Source organism: Micromonospora sp. NPDC048842 (assembly GCF_040649935.1).
In the GTDB taxonomy this organism is placed as follows: Bacteria; Actinomycetota; Actinomycetes; order Mycobacteriales; family Micromonosporaceae; genus Micromonospora; species Micromonospora hortensis.
In genome coordinates, this window is record NZ_JBEZGK010000011.1 from 91,528 (window position 1) to 108,316 (window position 16,789).

Annotated in this window: 15 protein-coding genes and 1 tRNA gene; 11 read left to right on the top strand and 5 right to left on the bottom strand. The window is 66.9% G+C overall.

Features of this window, described 5'->3' with window-relative positions; translation table 11 throughout:
• Positions 1–5 precede the first annotated feature (5 nt).
• The 7 genes from AB0C19_RS17695 (at position 6) to AB0C19_RS17725 (ending at position 5,825) form a co-directional block, all read left to right on the top strand.
• Positions 6–929, top strand: a complete 924-nt coding sequence (locus AB0C19_RS17695; protein ID WP_357186172.1) for an HEXXH motif-containing putative peptide modification protein — start codon at positions 6–8, stop codon at positions 927–929.
• On the top strand, positions 926–2,281 hold the full coding sequence (locus tag AB0C19_RS17700; RefSeq protein ID WP_357186175.1) for a serine hydrolase domain-containing protein: 1,356 nt from the start codon (positions 926–928) through the stop codon (positions 2,279–2,281). Before AB0C19_RS17695 ends, AB0C19_RS17700 begins: the two co-directional genes overlap by 4 nt.
• 337 nt (positions 2,282–2,618) lie before the next feature.
• Positions 2,619–3,524, top strand: coding sequence for a phosphotransferase (locus AB0C19_RS17705; RefSeq protein WP_357186179.1), 906 nt, complete (start codon positions 2,619–2,621; stop codon positions 3,522–3,524).
• A gap of 179 nt (positions 3,525–3,703) precedes the next feature.
• Positions 3,704–4,231 (top strand): DUF6244 family protein, encoded by a 528-nt coding sequence (locus tag AB0C19_RS17710; protein WP_357186182.1) that lies wholly within the window; start codon positions 3,704–3,706, stop codon positions 4,229–4,231.
• 173 nt (positions 4,232–4,404) lie between these two features.
• On the top strand, positions 4,405–4,827 hold the full coding sequence (locus AB0C19_RS17715) for a hypothetical protein (protein WP_357186491.1): 423 nt from the start codon (positions 4,405–4,407) through the stop codon (positions 4,825–4,827).
• Between the two features lie 13 nt (positions 4,828–4,840).
• Complete coding sequence (locus tag AB0C19_RS17720; RefSeq protein WP_357186185.1) at positions 4,841–5,290, top strand: SitI3 family protein; 450 nt, start codon at positions 4,841–4,843, stop codon at positions 5,288–5,290.
• Between the two features lie 70 nt (positions 5,291–5,360).
• Positions 5,361–5,825, top strand: a complete 465-nt coding sequence (locus AB0C19_RS17725) for a DUF296 domain-containing protein (protein WP_357186188.1) — start codon at positions 5,361–5,363, stop codon at positions 5,823–5,825.
• Between the two features lie 418 nt (positions 5,826–6,243).
• On the opposite strand, the gene AB0C19_RS17730 is transcribed toward AB0C19_RS17725, so the two are convergent.
• Positions 6,244–6,663, bottom strand: a complete 420-nt coding sequence (locus AB0C19_RS17730) for a hypothetical protein (RefSeq protein ID WP_357186191.1) — start codon at positions 6,661–6,663, stop codon at positions 6,244–6,246.
• A complete protein-coding gene (locus AB0C19_RS17735; RefSeq protein ID WP_357186194.1) occupies positions 6,660–8,537 on the bottom strand; it encodes a hypothetical protein in 1,878 nt (625 codons plus the stop codon). Before AB0C19_RS17735 ends, AB0C19_RS17730 begins: the two co-directional genes overlap by 4 nt.
• 599 nt (positions 8,538–9,136) lie before the next feature.
• On the opposite strand from AB0C19_RS17735, the gene AB0C19_RS17740 reads away from it, so the two are divergent.
• The 3 genes from AB0C19_RS17740 to AB0C19_RS17750 all read left to right on the top strand — a co-directional run bounded on the left by AB0C19_RS17740 (position 9,137) and on the right by AB0C19_RS17750 (position 11,897).
• On the top strand, positions 9,137–10,888 hold the full coding sequence (locus AB0C19_RS17740; protein WP_357186197.1) for a hypothetical protein: 1,752 nt from the start codon (positions 9,137–9,139) through the stop codon (positions 10,886–10,888).
• Positions 10,889–11,400: 512 nt separating this feature from the next.
• Positions 11,401–11,473: transfer RNA gene (locus AB0C19_RS17745), tRNA-Arg, on the top strand.
• 142 nt (positions 11,474–11,615) lie between these two features.
• On the top strand, positions 11,616–11,897 hold the full coding sequence (locus AB0C19_RS17750) for a hypothetical protein (RefSeq protein ID WP_357186200.1): 282 nt from the start codon (positions 11,616–11,618) through the stop codon (positions 11,895–11,897).
• Positions 11,898–12,219: 322 nt separating this feature from the next.
• On the opposite strand, the gene AB0C19_RS17755 is transcribed toward AB0C19_RS17750, so the two are convergent.
• On the bottom strand, positions 12,220–12,729 hold the full coding sequence (locus tag AB0C19_RS17755; RefSeq protein WP_238683669.1) for a helix-turn-helix domain-containing protein: 510 nt from the start codon (positions 12,727–12,729) through the stop codon (positions 12,220–12,222).
• A gap of 223 nt (positions 12,730–12,952) precedes the next feature.
• Positions 12,953–13,624: a CGNR zinc finger domain-containing protein gene (locus AB0C19_RS17760; protein WP_357186204.1), complete on the bottom strand. Its 672-nt coding sequence runs from the start codon at positions 13,622–13,624 to the stop codon at positions 12,953–12,955.
• 323 nt (positions 13,625–13,947) lie between these two features.
• Between AB0C19_RS17760 and AB0C19_RS17765 the strand changes: the two genes are divergently transcribed.
• Positions 13,948–15,192 (top strand): MFS transporter, encoded by a 1,245-nt coding sequence (locus AB0C19_RS17765; RefSeq protein WP_357186207.1) that lies wholly within the window; start codon positions 13,948–13,950, stop codon positions 15,190–15,192.
• A gap of 118 nt (positions 15,193–15,310) precedes the next feature.
• Here AB0C19_RS17765 and AB0C19_RS17770 read toward each other — a convergent pair whose 3' ends face one another.
• Positions 15,311–16,684 (bottom strand): glycoside hydrolase family 6 protein, encoded by a 1,374-nt coding sequence (locus AB0C19_RS17770; RefSeq protein ID WP_357186210.1) that lies wholly within the window; start codon positions 16,682–16,684, stop codon positions 15,311–15,313.
• Positions 16,685–16,789: the final 105 nt, after the last annotated feature.

Here is a 16,789-nt window from a genome sequence, read left to right on the forward strand (position 1 = left end):
ACCCCGTGGACGCGCCCGCCATCTCCTTCTCGTTCGCCCCCATTCAGGCCCACCACCGCGACCGCACTCGCCGGATACGCGCCGCCCTCAAGCCCGCCGCCCAGCCGACCGCCAACATCCCCGACTCTTCGGGGTCGGACGCCGCCGACTACTGCTTGACCCACCACGTCCTCGAAGGTGCCGAGGCCGCCGCCCGCTCCCGCGAGACCGCCACCTTCAACTGGTACGGCGCCCACCCGGACGCGAACGCCTCAGCGCTATCGGCCCCCACCGCCGTCGGTCCGCGCATCGTCCTCGCCCCCGAGCTGGACCGCCTGCCCCGCTCGGCGATCTCCGATACGCCCTACTACGTACTGGGCCCGGACACCACCCCTGCCCCGCCGGGCCTGCGGGACCTGGCCGCCACCGCATACGCCACCGGCGCGAAGAACGGTTTCGCCGGCCTTCTCGCCGGCCACGCAGTCGTCGTCTGCCTGCTGCGCCACAAGAAGCTCGGCGACACCCTCGACAGCTGGACCCTCAGCCGGCTACCCGGCACCATCTACTGCGACCACGTCGACGAGCCCGTCGTCCTGGCTCGCGACCTGATTCACGAGGCGGGCCACAACTGGCTCAACGACGCCCTTGGCGCCACCGCCTGCGAGATCAGCGACGAAGTCAGGTTCTACTCCCCCTGGAAGAAGACGAACAGGCCCGCCTTCGGCTTCCTGCACGCCTGCTTCGCCTTCCCCCTCACCATGATCTACACCGCTCGTGTCCTGCCCGGAACCAGCGGCGACCTGTACCGGTTCATGACCGCCTACTTGGAGCAGCAGCGCGGACTGCTTGCCACCACCGCCGCCGACCACGACCGAGCACTCGCCCTGATCACCGACCCCACATTGCGGGAACGCCTGCGCTCTGTCCACCGCGAAGCCCTCAGCCTGTGAACTCCACCGACACCTCGGTCCCCGCTACCGAGACCGCCCTCGCGGTCCGGCTGGGCGAGCCCGGCGTCATCCTGCGCGTCGGCCAGGCCGGCCATCCGACGGCGCAGGCGCACACTGGATTGGCCAGTCTCGAACTCGCCGCGCCCATCGGGGAGAACACCGCCTTCAACATCGGCTCCGTCGCCAAACAGATCACCGCGTACCTGTGCATCCGCGCCGCCCGCGACCGCCTTCTCACCCTGGACCGGCCCGTTGGCGACATCCTGCCCCGCTTCCACATCCCCGACGTCACCGTCGGCGACCTCATGCAGCACCGCAGCGGCATCCGGGACGCCGAGTCCCTGCTGTCCCTGGCCGGCTTCCGCGAACTCGACCACTACACCGCCGACGACCTGCTGCAACTCGCCTACCGTCAGCAGCACCGCGCCGTCGAGCCGAGCCGCTTCCTCTACAGCAACACCGGTTACCTCCTCCTCGCTGAAGCGCTCACGCACGCATACGGCGCCGGACTTCACGAGATCGCCAGCCAGCAGGTCTTCATCCCGCTCGGCATGGCCTCGGCCCGCTTCAAGACCGATCCACGTGAGGTGATCCCCGGTGCCGCCGCCAGCTACCAGGCCGTCGCCGGCGGATGGCAGCACCAGCAGCGCCCGGTCACCCTGCCCGGCCCCGGCTCCCTGTGGTGCGCCGCCGCGGACCTGGACCGCTGGCTCGCCCACCTCTGGCACGAATGGCACCCCTCGGTCGACGACGCGCTCCCGTTCGAACAGCACCTCAGCTACCAGCCCAGCGATCACGCGCCGTTCAAATACGGCGCTGGGCTGTACGCCGATCCGCGCCCCGGCCGCACCGCCGTCTTCCACTACGGCCACGAACAGGGGTTCTCCGCCGCCGCCCACCTCACCAACTCAGGGCTCCGCGTTATCTGCCTGTCAAACCACGCCGGAATCACCGCCGACCAGGTGCTCGCCGCGGTCCTCGCCGACCCCACCCATGAATCCGGCGCTGATCCGGGCGAACTGCTGTCTCGCGCGTTGGCAAGCCTTCCTGCGCCCAAGACCACCACCTCCACGGGCAGCGCCGACACCGAAACGGCTCACACGTCGCTCGGCACCTTTGTCTGCGACGAGGTTCCTGGCGCCGTACGCCTGACCGGCAGTGCAGGCTCGCTGTACTTGTGGCGTCGGGGAACCCTCGACCGACTCACCTGCACCGGGCCCACGTACGTTGCGGACGGCTACACGCTGACACTCGATACCTCCTCGGCGGATGAGGATCTGCCAGTGCCCAATGGCTTTGTTCTTGATCTCGATCGCGCACCAGGGCTGCACTATCGACGACGGCCCGATTGACCGACTGCCACCATTACAACGTCGGTGGTTCTCAAGCGTCCCGATCCGACACGGGGCCCCTGGCTGGCCGTTGTCAGCCGGGCTTGATGTGAGCTACCCCGCTTTTATCAAGCTTCTTGATTACTACGTCGATGGCTGTATCTCGGCTCGGGCTCCACTTAAGCATTCGTACTCCCAGAAGCTCGACCATCTTCGACGATCAACATTCCACTAATCAGACGGACACAGAAAAGCCCAAAATGGGCAACGGGTCGGCAGATCACCGTGGTCCAGCACGGGGAGCGCTTCGAGATCAGCCTTCGCCAACGGCTCATCGACTCGATCAAGGAGACCGCCGATGTCGCACACGCCGCCTGATCTGGCTGGCTCAGCAGTAACGATCGGGCTGAGCATCGACACGGTACTACGGCGCACGGACAAGACCCTGCTGGCGCGAGGCTCGTTCCGCGGCGAACCGGCAACGGTGAAATATCTGATCGACCCGGACCCGTTCTGGGCGGCCAAGTGGCGGCACGAGCTGGACGTGTACGAGGTCTTCGGTGACACCACACCGCCTGTCCGCGTTCCTCGGCTGCTCCATACCGACCGTGACCAGCTGCTGGTCCTGGAATGGGTCGACGCATCGCCCCTCGCGGTCGAACGCTACCCCCAGCGAGAGCTCGATACCCGGGAGGTCGACGCCGTCCTGGACTGCATCACCGCGTTGAATGAGTGGACCTACCCGGCCGTCCGGTTCTCGCCCAGCTTCGACTACTCCGACCGCCTGGCTCGGTACCAGGCCAAGGGATACCTCACTGAGGGCCAACGAGAGGCTCTGGACAGTCTGCTGGCCCGCTGCGACGCGCCGGCACAGCTCAATCACGGCGACCCGCTGGCCAGCAACATCCTCCTCCTCAATGCCGGTCGTTCCGACAGCGATGACGAGGCCGAGACCACGGCGGTGCTAATCGACTGGGAGTTCACCGGGCTGTTCCTTCCTGGCTTCGACCTTGCGATGCTCCACACCCAGGTCGGCGCAGGTACACCATTGATCCGCGAGCGCATCGAGGCGATCGTGAGTGAGACGGGCATCGAGGCCGCATTCGCGCTCAACCTCGCTATGGTCTTGACCCGCGAGCTGCACCTGCACCACGAACTGCCCGAGGACGACCCGGCCCGGAGGCGCTGTCTGCCGATCATTGAGGCTGCCTGGACCTCGGCCGGCACCCGCGTACAACGGCTCATTGCAGCGAGGTCAGCATGATCCAACTCTGACCAGCCACAACGACACCCTGCATCTGTTCGCAGATGCAGAGATGACCGAAAGTTAGGGAATCTGTCTGTGGTGTCGACGACCTCGTCGGTGTCTAGTGGCCTCGCAAGGAGCCCGGTAGTTTCAGCTGTCGACCATTTTCGCTTTCATCGATTGGAGGTGCCGCCCACGTGTCGCAGATCGAGAAGATCACCGGTGAACTCCGCGCGTTGATGACCGGGGTCGAACGCGCGCAGGGGTTGGCAGCCGCCGCCGACAGCCAGGCGCAGGAGGTGGCGTTGCGGGCCGCGGGCGCGGGCTTCGTCGCCGTGGCGGCGGGTGTGGCGCGGGTGCGCAACGCGATCACCGGCATCCAGGGCGGCCTGGGAAGTCTCGCCGGTTCGATCGGTGAGGCGGCGAAGGCAACCGCGGCGGTGCCGAACGAGGCCACCCCGCAGCAGACGATCGCCGGCCTGGCGCCCGTGCAGAGCGCCATGGACGCCGCCCGTGACGCAGCGGCTGGGGCCATCACTGGAGTCGGTGAGGCACAGCAGCTCGTCGCCGTGGTCCTGCAGGGTGGGCAGCCCGGGCCGCTGTTGCAGGCCCTGGAGGCCATCAAGCAGGTCCTGGTGCTGATGGTTCAGCGAACGGGCGGGGCCCGGCAGGCCGTCGAAGCGGCGATCGCACAGGCCCGCCAGCTGGGCTCGTCGGGAAACTGACAAGGGCTGGCGGTCATCCACCGGCCAGCCCTGCCCCTGCTACCACCGGCAGCCCATCCCCGACGACCCCCACCCCGGGCGGCACCGTCTCCACGGACACTGACGCAGGAACCCCGTGGACCAGGCGTCCCACCGGCTTGCTCGGCAGGTCACCTGCCGGACGTCGAACCCGGATCTACGCGAACGAGAAGCCACGGGAGCGGCGTGCCCTGGAGTTGGAGAACGAGTGTGCCGACAGGGTCGCCGGCAAGGGGTACCGGGTTCACCAGAACCCCACGAGGCAGGAGGTCGCGGACGCGCGACGCGAGACTGGGGATTCTGGGAGGCCGGAGAAGGCACCCGACTTCCTCATCGAGGGGCATGTCTTCGACTGCTACGCGCCCACTGCTCCTGTGCCACCCCGCGCCGTCTGGAGCGCTGTGTCCAGGAAGGTCGACGCGGAGCAGACCCAACGCGTGATGTTGAACCTCCACGACTGGCGAGGAGACCTCGCCGCCCTGCACAAGCAGTTCGACGATTGGCCCGTAGCAGGGCTGAAGGAACTGGCGGCGGTAACGCGCGACGGTGCGATTATTCAGATCATCCGGCGAGACTGACGAAGGGGTGCAAATGGCTGTCGAGTACCGGTTGACGCTGGCGGGCGACATTCCACTGGAGCAGGTGGCGGAACTGGCTGCTCCCGGAGCGGTCGAGACGTCCACGGCGTCCGGCGGCAGGATGCTCAGCGCCGACCTGAACGACGAGCATGGGTACGTCGTGGACATCACCGGCGGCCGGCACGGCTACTACAGTGCCGAGGACGACGGTGGCGCTCTGTGGCAGTGGGAGCCGGAGGCCTACGTCGACGTCAGCTTCTACATGCGCAAGGACACCCTGGTCGACAAGGGCAAGCCCCACATGCTGGCAACCGTGGCCAGGATCCTCACCGGCAGGGCCGAGGACGCGGCCCTAACCCTCAACGGCGACGTGCTGATGCTGACCCGCGTTGCGGGGACCATCCAGAAGCACAACACCGACGGCTGGTACGACGAGGATTACGACAGGATTCTTCACCTCTGACGGGCGTATGTCCTCGGCTGGACCCACCACAGCCACTTCCCCCGACCAACCCGACCGGAAGTGCCTCAGTATGCGCAGCCATGACCTCACGCCCGGGGCGATGATCGACGTCACCTTCGATCATGGCGAGGACTTCCTCACCGCCCTCTCTGACGCCTGCCGCGCCAACGGCATCCGGCACGGCTACATCCCCGTCTTCATCGCCGGGTTCAGCACGGTCGAGATCGTCGGCACCTGCCAGCGTCTGGACGACCCCCAAGCCCCGGTCTGGGACCGGGTGCACCTGACCAACGTCGAAGCGCTCGGCGGCGGCACCATCGCCTACGACGACGCCCACGACCGGATCGCGCCGCACATCCACATCAGCGTCGGGCTCAAGGAGCACAGCGCGACCGGCCACACCAGTCACCTGCTCGCCGCCACGGTCCAGTTCCTCACCGAGATGCTGATCATCGAGGTCGCTGCGCCCGTCATGCGTCGTATCCCCGAGGCGAGCCTCTACGACGTGCCGCTGTTGCGCATCGGCGACAACTGACCGACCAGTGGCATCCATGACCGCCACGCCGACCGGATCGTTGCCCTACGCCACGGCGTCTGGATAGCTTTCGGCCGGGACGCCTCTATCACCAGCGGCGGTTCGCCGCCTGGGATCCCGGCTGACACTCCCGGCCACCAAGCTGCCAGCCAACGCGACACCGATGCCGCAGCCATACCGAACCATCGGCCCGGAGGACCGCCGCCGTGAACGACGTGCCCCCAAACCGGCAGCCCCGGTATCGGGAAGTCCGGCTAATGAAACTTGAGGAGTTCAGGACGATCCGGCCTCCGACGAGGACCAGAATGCCGTGTTAGGCGTTCCAGCCCTCGGCGCAGGCATCGGGTGGGTGCGCAGTTCCCTCGTGGCGAGCCCGAGAGGCGATGCGGCAACCCGGAGGGGCCGCATCGCCGACGGCTTATCGAGGTGCCCGGCTCCGGGTCGGGCACCGCATACTCGGCAGTCGGATGGCGTCCTGGGGTCGCAACACGGCGCCGACGCGTCCCTCGATCCGGCGAACAAGCAGTTCGTCCGTGCTTGGGATCAGCGGCACCACCATCAGCCGGGTCCAGCGCGCGGCGCGGCCAGTCAGGACGTGCTCCTGGATCCGGTCGCCGACCTCGGACCCCTCCCCGCGCCTTGCGCTTCCGACGTAGCGGATCGTGTTCTCGTAGTCCGCCGCGATGTAGACCCCCGCCGAGAAGTTTGACCAGACCTTGTCCTCCGTGACGGCCAGGATCGTTGCGGCCGCCGCAACGCGGCGCAGCAACGCTGTTCCGGCAAGATCACAAGCGGTGCCGTAGTTCTCCGGGGTGAGCTTGTAGGCGGGGTGCTTCACCGGTCGCCGCCGTTGCTGTCGAGGTCGCCCCGCATCCGCTCGGCGCGTCGTCGCGCACCGCGCCACTCGGAGGCCATGTCGGCGACGGTGGTCAGCGTGTCCTTGACAGTGGGGTTGTCGTATCCCAACTTGTCCACGAGGGTGACGCCGGTGTCATCGACGATGGACTCGATCTCCTGTGCCGCGCAGTGCAGTTGCTCGAGGCAGTCCTGGAACTGTTGGATGGCGGCAGCGAAGAGGTCTTCGGGGCTGTCGTGCGTGATGCCCTGCTCATCAGAGAGCTTCGCCAACTGTCGCAGCCGTGCCGCGGTCAGGGTCTCGGCGTCGGGGATGCGCTTGTTCCTCGGCTGAACCCCGTCGGGCAGTTCTTGCGGTGCGCGTTCGGCTCGGCCGTCCAGCACGATTTGGCAGAGCTGACGCAGCCCGCTGTCAGTTCGGGTCATTTGGGTCAAGATCTGCGCCGGCTCGGTGCTGCTCCCCCGTCCGCCGAATTCGGAGCGGGTCAGCAGTTGAGTACGCCCGCCAACCATGTGGTAGCTGGCAATGACGGCGAGTTCGGTAATGGCCGGGCCGGTGTCGTCCCCTCGAACGAGTTCGCGGATCGCCTCGAGGAGCAGCTCGAGTGGCTCACGCCAGGTCAGTTCGACCCCGCGCAACGCCGACCAGCGCCAGGCGCGTTCGAGAGACGAGCGCAGGGCAGTGAGTCGCTTGTCCGCGGGAAACCCGCGTAATGCGACCTCGGCGGCTAGCTGGGTGCGTTCCTCAAGCCTGGGCTTCGCGCCGGTGAGGTCTGCTACCGCCTCGTTGACCACGCGCGCCGCACGCCTGTTGTGAGGCGGGTTGAGCGCTCCGCAGGCGAGAACGGCAACCTGGTCCTCGTAGAGGTTGTGCGCGCGGTTGCTGCCGTCGAGGATGTCTCGGACTTCATCCGCGGTCATGTCGTCAGGGACGGGAAGCAGCCCTCGCTCGTGAAGCTTGTCGATCGCAGCGTTGGCCTTGGCGTTGAGGGTCGTCGCGATGGAGAAGTTCATCGGTGGCGCCATGTGCAGGTGGGCCACCAGCCTGCGCCGGGCCCGGTCGAAACCGCGGGGGGCCGAGTAGCCGATGATCACCCGGGCGTGAGGCATGATCGCGCAGCGAACCATGCGCGCCTGCTCGTCGGTGACGACGTCACTGTCGGCCCACTCGACCAGGTTGTTGTGTAGCGTCGCCGCGCGGCGGCTGCCGGGTCGCAGGTTCCATGCCGCGTCCTTGAACGCGATTCCCAGACCTTTGTGGGCAGCAACGGTGCGCCCGAACCCGTCCGTGGACTCCAGTCTGATCACGGTGCCGACGTCAGTGGTCAACTCCAAGAAGCTGAGCCAACCGGGCGTCTCAATGCCCCGGTCCATGATCGAGGCGACGTGCGGGTTGTTCTCCGCCATGTCGGTGATCCGCGGCCCCATTGCATCGATGAGCTTCTGGGCCGACCGCATCTCGAAGGTCAGCAGCGGTTGCCCGTCCCGCGCACCGAACCGCGGCATTCCCACCATGCCGCGGGCGTGCTCCCCCTCGAACCGGATGTTGTCCGGGGACGGCAGGATGCGCCAGGTCAGCACGTCGAATTCGATGTAGGTAAACTGCTCAACCCCGAACCGCTGGATCTTCGGCATCCGCAGCGCCGCGCGCAACTGCTGCTGGTCGGCGGCGGAGTTCGCCAGCGTCTCGGCGAGTTCCTCGCTGAGACCGGCCGTGACGGCAGCAGCGACACTCTTGGCCAACACTGCCGCCGACGCGAGGGGACGCAGTCGAGCACCGACCAACCGGTGATCGACGTGCTCTGCCGCTTCGAAGAAGTCGCCCTGCGTAGCGGCAGGCGTCGAAATTGTGGTCACGGGAGTCCTCCTAGGGCTCTCGACCTGCTCATCACTGTGATCAGCAGAGGGCGAGGGCCATGGCCAGACTCAGCGCGTGCCCCCCACCTGTCCCTCCCGGCCGGATGGCCGTCCAGGGTGCGTGGCTCACATCGCCGACTCACGTGGTCCTTCAGGACACCCGCCGATTCATGACGGATGGAGCCTTGGCCCGGCCGGGCTCGAAAGCAGCGACCGAACTGGATTCGTGATCACACGAAGTGATGTTGCTGACACAGCCTACCTGACGATCCGGACACGTCCAATCGGGTGATCCGGGCGGGGAACCAGACGGTCGAGCAGCTGGCTGTGACGTGCGGGGATGCCAGGCAGAGAGCCAGAAGCCTGAACAGGAGCCGTCGGTCCTCAATGTCACCGTTAGGGGCATGGCACGGGCCAGTGCCGGGCTTCGCGCATCGGAGGCGAAGTGGACGCCGCAGGCGTGGGAGGAATTGCGCCCTCAGTTAGGTCTGCCGCCGAGGAATCCCCGGCGCCGGCCGCTGAGGGTCTTATGGGCCGGCGTCCGTCAGCTTCACTCGTCGGAGTGATGCTCGGAACGAACGCCGTGCGATCATCGTGACGTGCTTCAGGTCATCACGGGGATGTACTTCGGTGACGTCGCGCTGAACGAGACCAAGCATCGGCGAACTCTCTACACCAACGCGGACTTCTCCGTGGTCGGGCTGGTCGCTATGCCGGTGGGCGATCTGGCCCCGGCGACCGATCGTCAGCGGGTCAACACAGTCTTGCTGGAGTTCACCGAGTGTCTGGAAGCAGTCCTGCCTGACGGCACCGAGGATTTCATGATCTCAACCGGCGGGGACGAGATCGCCGAAGACCTTGCCGTGGTGCTGTCCTTCGCGCTGAACGCCACGTTCACCCTAATTCGGGAAAAGGCGGACCGGCTCATCAATGAACCGTCGGCATCGACCCGACGGTTGGTTCCCGCCGACGTCCTGCCTCGCACGTTCACGCCGCACCTGGTGCTGAGTCCCGCCGACATCGAGGACCTGCTCGCCTTCATGACGCGCCTGCTCGCCCTGCACCGCGAGGCGTACGAGCGAGCCATCAAAGCGATGCGCCGCATCGTCACCGCCAGTGAGCGAGTCGCCGAAGACCCCACGCTCGCCTACACCGACTACGTCGCGGCCCTGGAATCGATGTCGGCCGGCACGCGCGTCCTGGATACGGGTTGGGACCGCTACCCGCACGAGAAGAAGCGAATCCTCAGCCCCGTCCTCGCGGAGTTGAGCGAGGACCATGCCGAACAGGTGCGGTCGGCGATCCTGGCGGCGGACAAGGTTGGCATTGCCGCCCGGTACAGGGCGTTCATGTTCAGCCACGTCCGTCCTAGCTTCTTCCGTCAGGAAGCCGCCGGAGTGATCCGGCCCGTGACCGAGCCCGCCCTGCAACTACTCGTGACCCAGTCTTACACCACCCGATCCAAGAGCATTCACGAGCTGCGGGAACTCCGCAGGGAAACCTGGCTCCACGCCGGTGGCGCCCACACCATCGACGTGCCGAGGGCCGGGCCGATGCTCACCCATGAAGGCCTTAACCGGCTGGCCCGGCACGTGATCAGGACCTTCGTCTACCGCAGTCCGACCGATCTCGACAGAACGTTTCGGTGGCGTGAGAATTTGCCCAACGTCATCCACGTCCGGCTGGCAGCGGAGTTCTACCTCGGCAATCCCGAGTCGATGACGAAGTCCACCGTGGCGGCCAGGGCCGGCGAATTCTTTGGCTACGTCATCGAAGTCTTAGCCGGACGCGACAAGCACATGCGAGTCGATATGCGGCCGGCGCTCGAACGTATCGAGGACATGCTGGCCACGCACCGTGGTCCTGCGAGCCGCGAACCGATGCTGGCCATATATCTGCTATGGCACCGCGTGATGGCGACCGAGCTGCACCGCCCCGCGCCCGACGCCGTGATGAAGGCAGCGCTCGCGGAGCTTCAAGTGCCGAGCATGTGCTCGTTCACCGTCGGGGCGCTGCTCGGCTACACTCCGCCCTGGTCACTGGACGATCTGTGCGAACTCGCCGAACAGCGATATGAGGAACTCAAGCGGCGCCAGCACGTCGAGCTGCCGCCACGAGTGGACTCGGCGCTCTGGGCGCTCGTCGCGCACCGCCTGCTGAGTGACGGCGCGCCCACGTTGGCCCTTGCAGCGATCGACAGGGCGGTGAAGTGTTCGCCGGGCAACGAGGACTTCATGGAACTCGAACGACGGGTCGTCGCCGGCCAGTTGGACGACCCCGACCTGAAGGCGTTGATCCTCGGCCAGTCGTCGCCGTCCACGCAAGCCGGCGCGACTGCCACTGAGGAGTAGGCCAGCGGCTCGCGCAAGGTCGCGTAGGTGTATCAATCGCTAGCAGCACATGAGGGTCGCACTTAACTCGGCTATGCGCGAACACCTGATGGAGGCCGTCGCCGTAGGCATCAGGGTGGGGTCGTCTTCAAAGGCCGGAAGCACAACCCCATGGACCAAGCGTCCGCCGACGTGCTCGGCGGGCCTCGCCTTCGGCGCGGGTGAGGCCGAGGGCTGACAGCGCGTCGGTCACCGCCGTCCGTTGCCCGGTCTACGGCCGGCGGGCCCGGGCTGGGGATGCGCGCATCATGATCATCGATGATGTGCACGGTGTGTGCTCTCCAGCGGATGCCAACCGGGGTCAACCGGTGCCAACGCGGATCACCGCGGCCGACCGCCGGTCGCAAACCGGGGTTCGTGTGCTCCAGGTGTGGTCCTGGGCTGGGAGAACAGGGGTACCGGGAACGTGGGCGAACGTGGGCCACTCCCTGCCACCCCAGGTGAACCCGCAGGTCGTTACACTGACCACTCGCGCCCCCGTAGCTCAGGGGATAGAGCATCGGTTTCCTAAACCGTGTGTCGCAGGTTCGAATCCTGCCGGGGGCACCGTGAAGATCGGCCAGAACTGGCTCTGCGACTACTGGCCGTCCCGATCGGGAGCGGGGGACCTGTCCAGGGTGTGCGTCGACTCGACGAGGCGAGGCGTGGGCGCTTTCGGGGCGCGCGGTCGGCGCCTCGCTGCTGCCAGGTGACCTCGGATGTGTTCGACAAACCTAGGCGTACCGCCCCTGCTGAGACAATCAAGCAACTCGTCAACGTTCAGTTGGGGCTTGCCGGCGGCGAGGCCAGTATCGGCGCTTTGCCTCTTGATGATCTCCACAATCGGGACTGGGGTCAGGTCGTACTGCAGGCACAGAAACTGGTCGGGCCTCATGACTTCGATGTGCAGGGGACCTACCGCATCCTGGGGGAAGTGTTTCACGTTGTTGGTTACGATGACGTCCGCCCGGCCTGCGACGGCCGCAGCTAGGACGTGACGGTCACCCGTGTCATTCGTCATTCCCGCAATGAGGGACTCGTAGCCTGTCACCAGGGCGTCAATGAACGCTGCGTTCATGCACATAAACATCTTGTCGAGCCGGGTTGTGTCAACGCCGGGCATAGTCGCAAGATTGTCCGCCTAGTCTCGACGAGGATGTCCTGGCTCCAAAGCGGACGGTAAAAGTCCGCCTCTGCGATGCGTAGATAGAGTGTCGCGGAGCGCGTTTGGAACTAGGACGTTCGCATCGAGTAGGACAGAGAACGGCACCAAGTGAGCCTAGGCGGCGCAGACGCCTGGCGGAAGCTCGGCTTCACGTTCTGTCGTCGATGCCTTCCTCAAGGTTGCTGACTGGCAAGTCATAGAGCCCCATGTCAAGACTCTCTGTCGTCATGCTCTGAAGCAGCTGCCGCCGCTCCTGCCGCCGCTGTTCTTGGTACTTGAGCACGTCGGCCAGCTTGATGCGGCGGTGGCTGTTGGGCCGCTCGTGCGGAATCTTCCCTTCGTCCAGCAGCTTCGTGAGGGTTGGCCGTGATACGCCGAGCATGTCTGCGGCTTGCTGGGTAGTGAGGGTCGTGTGTTGCGGAGCGATTGTGACGGCGTAGCCACTGGCTAAGGCTTCAAGCGCTTTGACCAAGATGTCGTGCAGGCCGTCGGGTAGGGGCTTGGTGCTAGTCCCGTCTGCGCTTACCAGGCGTGCTCGCGCCTCGGGCACGTTGTGGCCACGGTCGCGTAGGACCTGAAGAAGGTCTACGACTTCCGCACTGTTGGCGGCATCGGGCAGGATAGTCTGCTCATCCATGACGCGGGCTGCGGCTGTCATGGGGCTAGCATGGGGCTAATTCGCAAGAAACGCAACGTGATCTGGGGATACTGCTCGTCATTTTGAATTAATGCCAAAGCGGGCACGCTTCGCCAAAGGGCAACCTCGGATCTTCGCTGCTCAAGCTCCTGATGACCGGCCCGCACGCCATCTTTGCGCTGCCATAGCCGGTGGTCGGTCCAATCAGCCCGCCGCCGTGCCTGGCGCTGGTCGATCCGGCCCGTCATCGATTTCGGCGCACCTTTTGGGCGCGGGAGGGCCGGGCGGCACGGCGGCGCTCGGTGAGTCGTCGCGCCTTCACCGCGTTGCCGCAGTCGGCCATGCGACACCACCGGCGGGAACCGTTGCGGCTCTGATCGAGGAACAGCCAGCCACAGCCACCCTCGAGCACCGGGCAGCGGCGCACCCGGGTCAGGTCGGCCGTCAGCATGACGTCGAAGGCGGCCTCGGCGATCCGGTCGGGCACCAGCATGGCCGGCACCGTGCCGTAGACCAGTCGCACCTGCGACGAGTCGAGCACGAGTCTCGCTCGGACGGCCGCGCCGGACCAGCGCTGCTGCAGTCCGACAAGTGCGGCACCGGCCGCGACGGGGTCGCCCGCCGTGCCATCGTCCGCGTCGGTGATCGCCGCGAGCATCACGAGATTCAGCCCCTCACGGATGTCCCGCACGGCGGCCAGCCCCGCGTGCGCGGCCGCAGGCTCGTCGCGCCACGCCCGGCCCACCTGGTCGGCCTCGGCGTCGCTGATCAGGCCCACCCGAGCAGACCAGCGCAGCAGGGCGGGACTGTCGGACAGGAAGTCGTGCGGCGACCCACCCCCTCGCTCCAGCGTGTTGACCAGATCGAGTGCGGGGTGCCCGCCGACCAACGGTAGCTGGCATACGTCGAGAGGCATCTAGCGATGCTACCACCTAAACCGTCTAAGACGGTTAACCTCGGCACCCACATCTCTCACCCGCTCTCGACCCGCGATTCGATCCACATGTGCCGCGCCAACTTCTTGTGAGGACGGCAGGCAGTGGCGACTCGCCTGGCTGGGCTCGCGTCCACTGCGCCGCCCCGCACCCCCGACTGGCAGGCGAATACGGCCTCGAAGCGCACAACGTCGAGGGATACATGGCTGCCTATGCTACCGTCTAAACCTAGTTAGACGGAATCACCGCGCTCCGTGCGTGACGGATGACTGCTACACCTTGTCCGGAATCTGGGAGGTCGCCAATGGTGCACCGACGACGCGCGGTCTATGCCCTCGCCGCGTTGTCCGCAGCCACTTTCTGTTACGTCACCACCGAGGTGCTTCCGATCGGGTTGCTCACGCTGATCGCGCCAGACCTGGGACGCTCCAGGTCCGAGGCCGGTCTGCTGGTGACCGGGTACGCCGCAGTGGTCATGATTGTGGCGCTCCCCCTGACCCGGGTCACTCGGCGTGTGCCCCGGCGCCCGCTGCTCGCCGGTGCCCTCGGTGTGTTCGCCGCGGCGACGACGGTGTCGGCCTTCGCAACCTCCTACGAGGTGTTGCTCGCCGCGCGGCTGGTGTCCGCCACCACAAACGGCGTCTTCTGGGCTGTGGTGTTCCCGGTGGCGATCTCGATGTTCCCCGCGAACATCCGAGGCCGCATCGTGGCTCGGCTGTCGATCGGTAACGCTCTCGGCCCGGTCCTCGGCGTACCGCTGAGCACCTGGTTGGGCGGGCAGGCCGGGTGGCGGGCGGCCTTCGTCGCGATGGCCGTCTTCGGCTTCGTCACCTGCGTCGCGGTCGCCCTGCTCCTACCGAGCGTCACACCGCAAGAGAGTGCGGGGGACATCGGGCCGATGCCGGACCGGCCACGCTTCGTAGTGCTCCTCCTCGCCACAGTCCTCGCGGTCACCGGCGCCATGGGCGCGTTCACCTACATGACCGTCTTCCTCCTGGACGTCAGCGGGTTCGCCGCGGCGTCTCTCGGCCTGCTGCTCTTCGTCCAGGGCTCGTTCGGCGTCGCCGGCACCTGGGCGGTCGGCCGGGTGCTGGACCGATTTCCGCTCGGTGTCGTGCTGGTTCTGCTCGGGCTCCTCAGCGCCGCGATGCTCGGCCTCTACGGAGTTGGCGCGAGCAAGGTATTGACGATCCCGTTGCTCGCCGTGGCGGGGATGTCGTTCAGTTCGCTGATCGCGGGAGTCCAGCACCGCGTCATGCAGGTGGCCCCGTCGACCACCGACATGGCGTCGGCCAGCCTCAGTGTCGCGTTCAACTTCGGGCTCGCGGCCGGCTCGTTGATCGGCGCGGGTCTGCTGGCGACGGCTGGGGTGCGCGTCATCCCACTGTTCGGTGGCCTGCTGACGGCCGTGGCGATCGCGATGCTCGCCGGCCACGAGTTGTCCCGCCGGAGAGGGGGGAACCACAGGCCTGACCGCAGCAGTTGGTCGGTACGACCGAGCCGCAGTCGCGATGCCGAGGAGCCGCAGGCCACCAGCGTGCGGACATAGATGGCGCGGTGTCCCCTGAGCTACGGGCGCGAGCGCGGCCTGGGCCTTCACCTGGGTGGCGCAGAGCGGCCCGGCGCGGAGAGTGGTCCTTCGCGCCGGGCCGCAGCATCCGCTGAGATCAGCTGGTGACGCAGTCGGCCAACACGCCGGGGCCGGTGCCGGTGCCCTGGAAGCCGAAGTTGGTCGACTGCCGGCCGAGGACCCGTCCGTTGTAGCTCACGTTGGTGAACCCTACGGTCCCGCTGGTGCCGCTGACCTGCGCGTTCCAGGCGCTGGTGACCGCGCCGCCGGGCAGCGCGACGCTCACGGTCCAGCCGTTGATGTCCGACTTGCCGGCGGTGACCGTCACGCTCGCTGTGAAACCGCCAGCCCACTGGTTGACCGCGATCGACGCGTAGCAGCCGTCACCGGCCGGCGGCGTGGTGCTCGGCGGCGGGGTCGTCGGCGGGGTCGTGGTCGGCGGAGTGGTCGTCGGCGGCGGCGTCGTCGGCGGGGTGGTGGTGGGCGGGTTGGGCGCGCCGTTGGCCAGACTGAAGGCCAGGTCGGGCTGGAACGAACCGGCCGTGAAGCGGCAGCCGTCCGCCTCCCCCGGCGGCTTCACCCACAGGTACGCGTCGATGTTGCCGTCACCCGTGTTGGTCGTCGGGTATTGCCCGATGCGCCGGTCGGTGTTGTCGTCGCCGCACCAGTCCCCACTGGCGCCCCCGTTACGGCTGGTGTCGATGACCTGGCGCTTGCCCGAGACCCCCATGCCGTTGAGAGCGGAGATGACGGCCCGACCGAAGTTCGCCTCGCTGGAGGTGGAGTTGTAGTTCGACACGTTGGTGAAGAAGCCGTCGGCGTACTGCACGCCGGCTGCCCGGAGCCGGTTGGCCGTCTCACCGGCGCTGTTCCAGGTGGAGTGGCCGCCGTCGAGGTAGACCTTGGCGTTGGGGTTACCTGACTTGATGGTCCGGGTGGCCGTCGAGATCGCCTCGTTGCGCGCGTTGATCTCGGCGCCACTCAGGCACGTCAGCAGAGCGAGCGAGTCGGTTTCCAGGATGATGATGACGGTCTGGTTGCCCAGTCCCCTGGCGAAGTTGGACACCCACGTCTGGTACTGGTTGAGGTCCGGCGCCCCACCGGCGCTGGCCCCGCCGCAGTCCCGGTTGGTGATCTCGTAGACGGCCAGGACCGGGATCTGCTGCGCTGCGTTGGCGGCACCGATGAACCCGGAGACCTCGGACTGCACTGTCGAGGGGTTGAAGTTGGCGAACCAGCGCGCCTGCGGCTGGCTCGCGATCTTGTCGCGGATGACGGCCGTACGGGAGTCGCCGGGGTTGGCGGCGACCCAGCGGACGACTGCCGAACTCGGGTCACGGTAGAGCGACCCGGACAGCGTGCCGGCGGAGGCGCTGCTGACGGCGAGGCAGACGCCGACGGCGGTGGCGCCCGCGACAGCCGCCACGCTGATGGCCGCCGATCTGCGGCGGAGCGAGGAGAGGATAGCCACGACGTGTTGCCTCCAGATCACATAGATGTATCCAAGTTCATGGGAGCGTTCCCATGGACGTTAGCGGAGGCGCGCATCGCTGCCAAGGTGTGAACGCTCGTCGAT

Bases quoted from the DNA above. Each gene is read 5' to 3' on its own strand.
- AB0C19_RS17705 (WP_357186179.1), top strand. From the start codon at position 2,619: ATGTCGCACACGCCGCCTGATCTGGCTGGCTCAGCAGTAACGATCGGG.
- AB0C19_RS17720 (WP_357186185.1), top strand. From the start codon at position 4,841: ATGGCTGTCGAGTACCGGTTGACGCTGGCGGGCGACATTCCACTGGAG.
- AB0C19_RS17725 (WP_357186188.1), top strand. From the start codon at position 5,361: ATGCGCAGCCATGACCTCACGCCCGGGGCGATGATCGACGTCACCTTC.
- AB0C19_RS17755 (WP_238683669.1), bottom strand. From the start codon at position 12,729: ATGACAGCCGCAGCCCGCGTCATGGATGAGCAGACTATCCTGCCCGAT.
- AB0C19_RS17760 (WP_357186204.1), bottom strand. From the start codon at position 13,624: ATGCCTCTCGACGTATGCCAGCTACCGTTGGTCGGCGGGCACCCCGCA.
- AB0C19_RS17765 (WP_357186207.1), top strand. From the start codon at position 13,948: ATGGTGCACCGACGACGCGCGGTCTATGCCCTCGCCGCGTTGTCCGCA.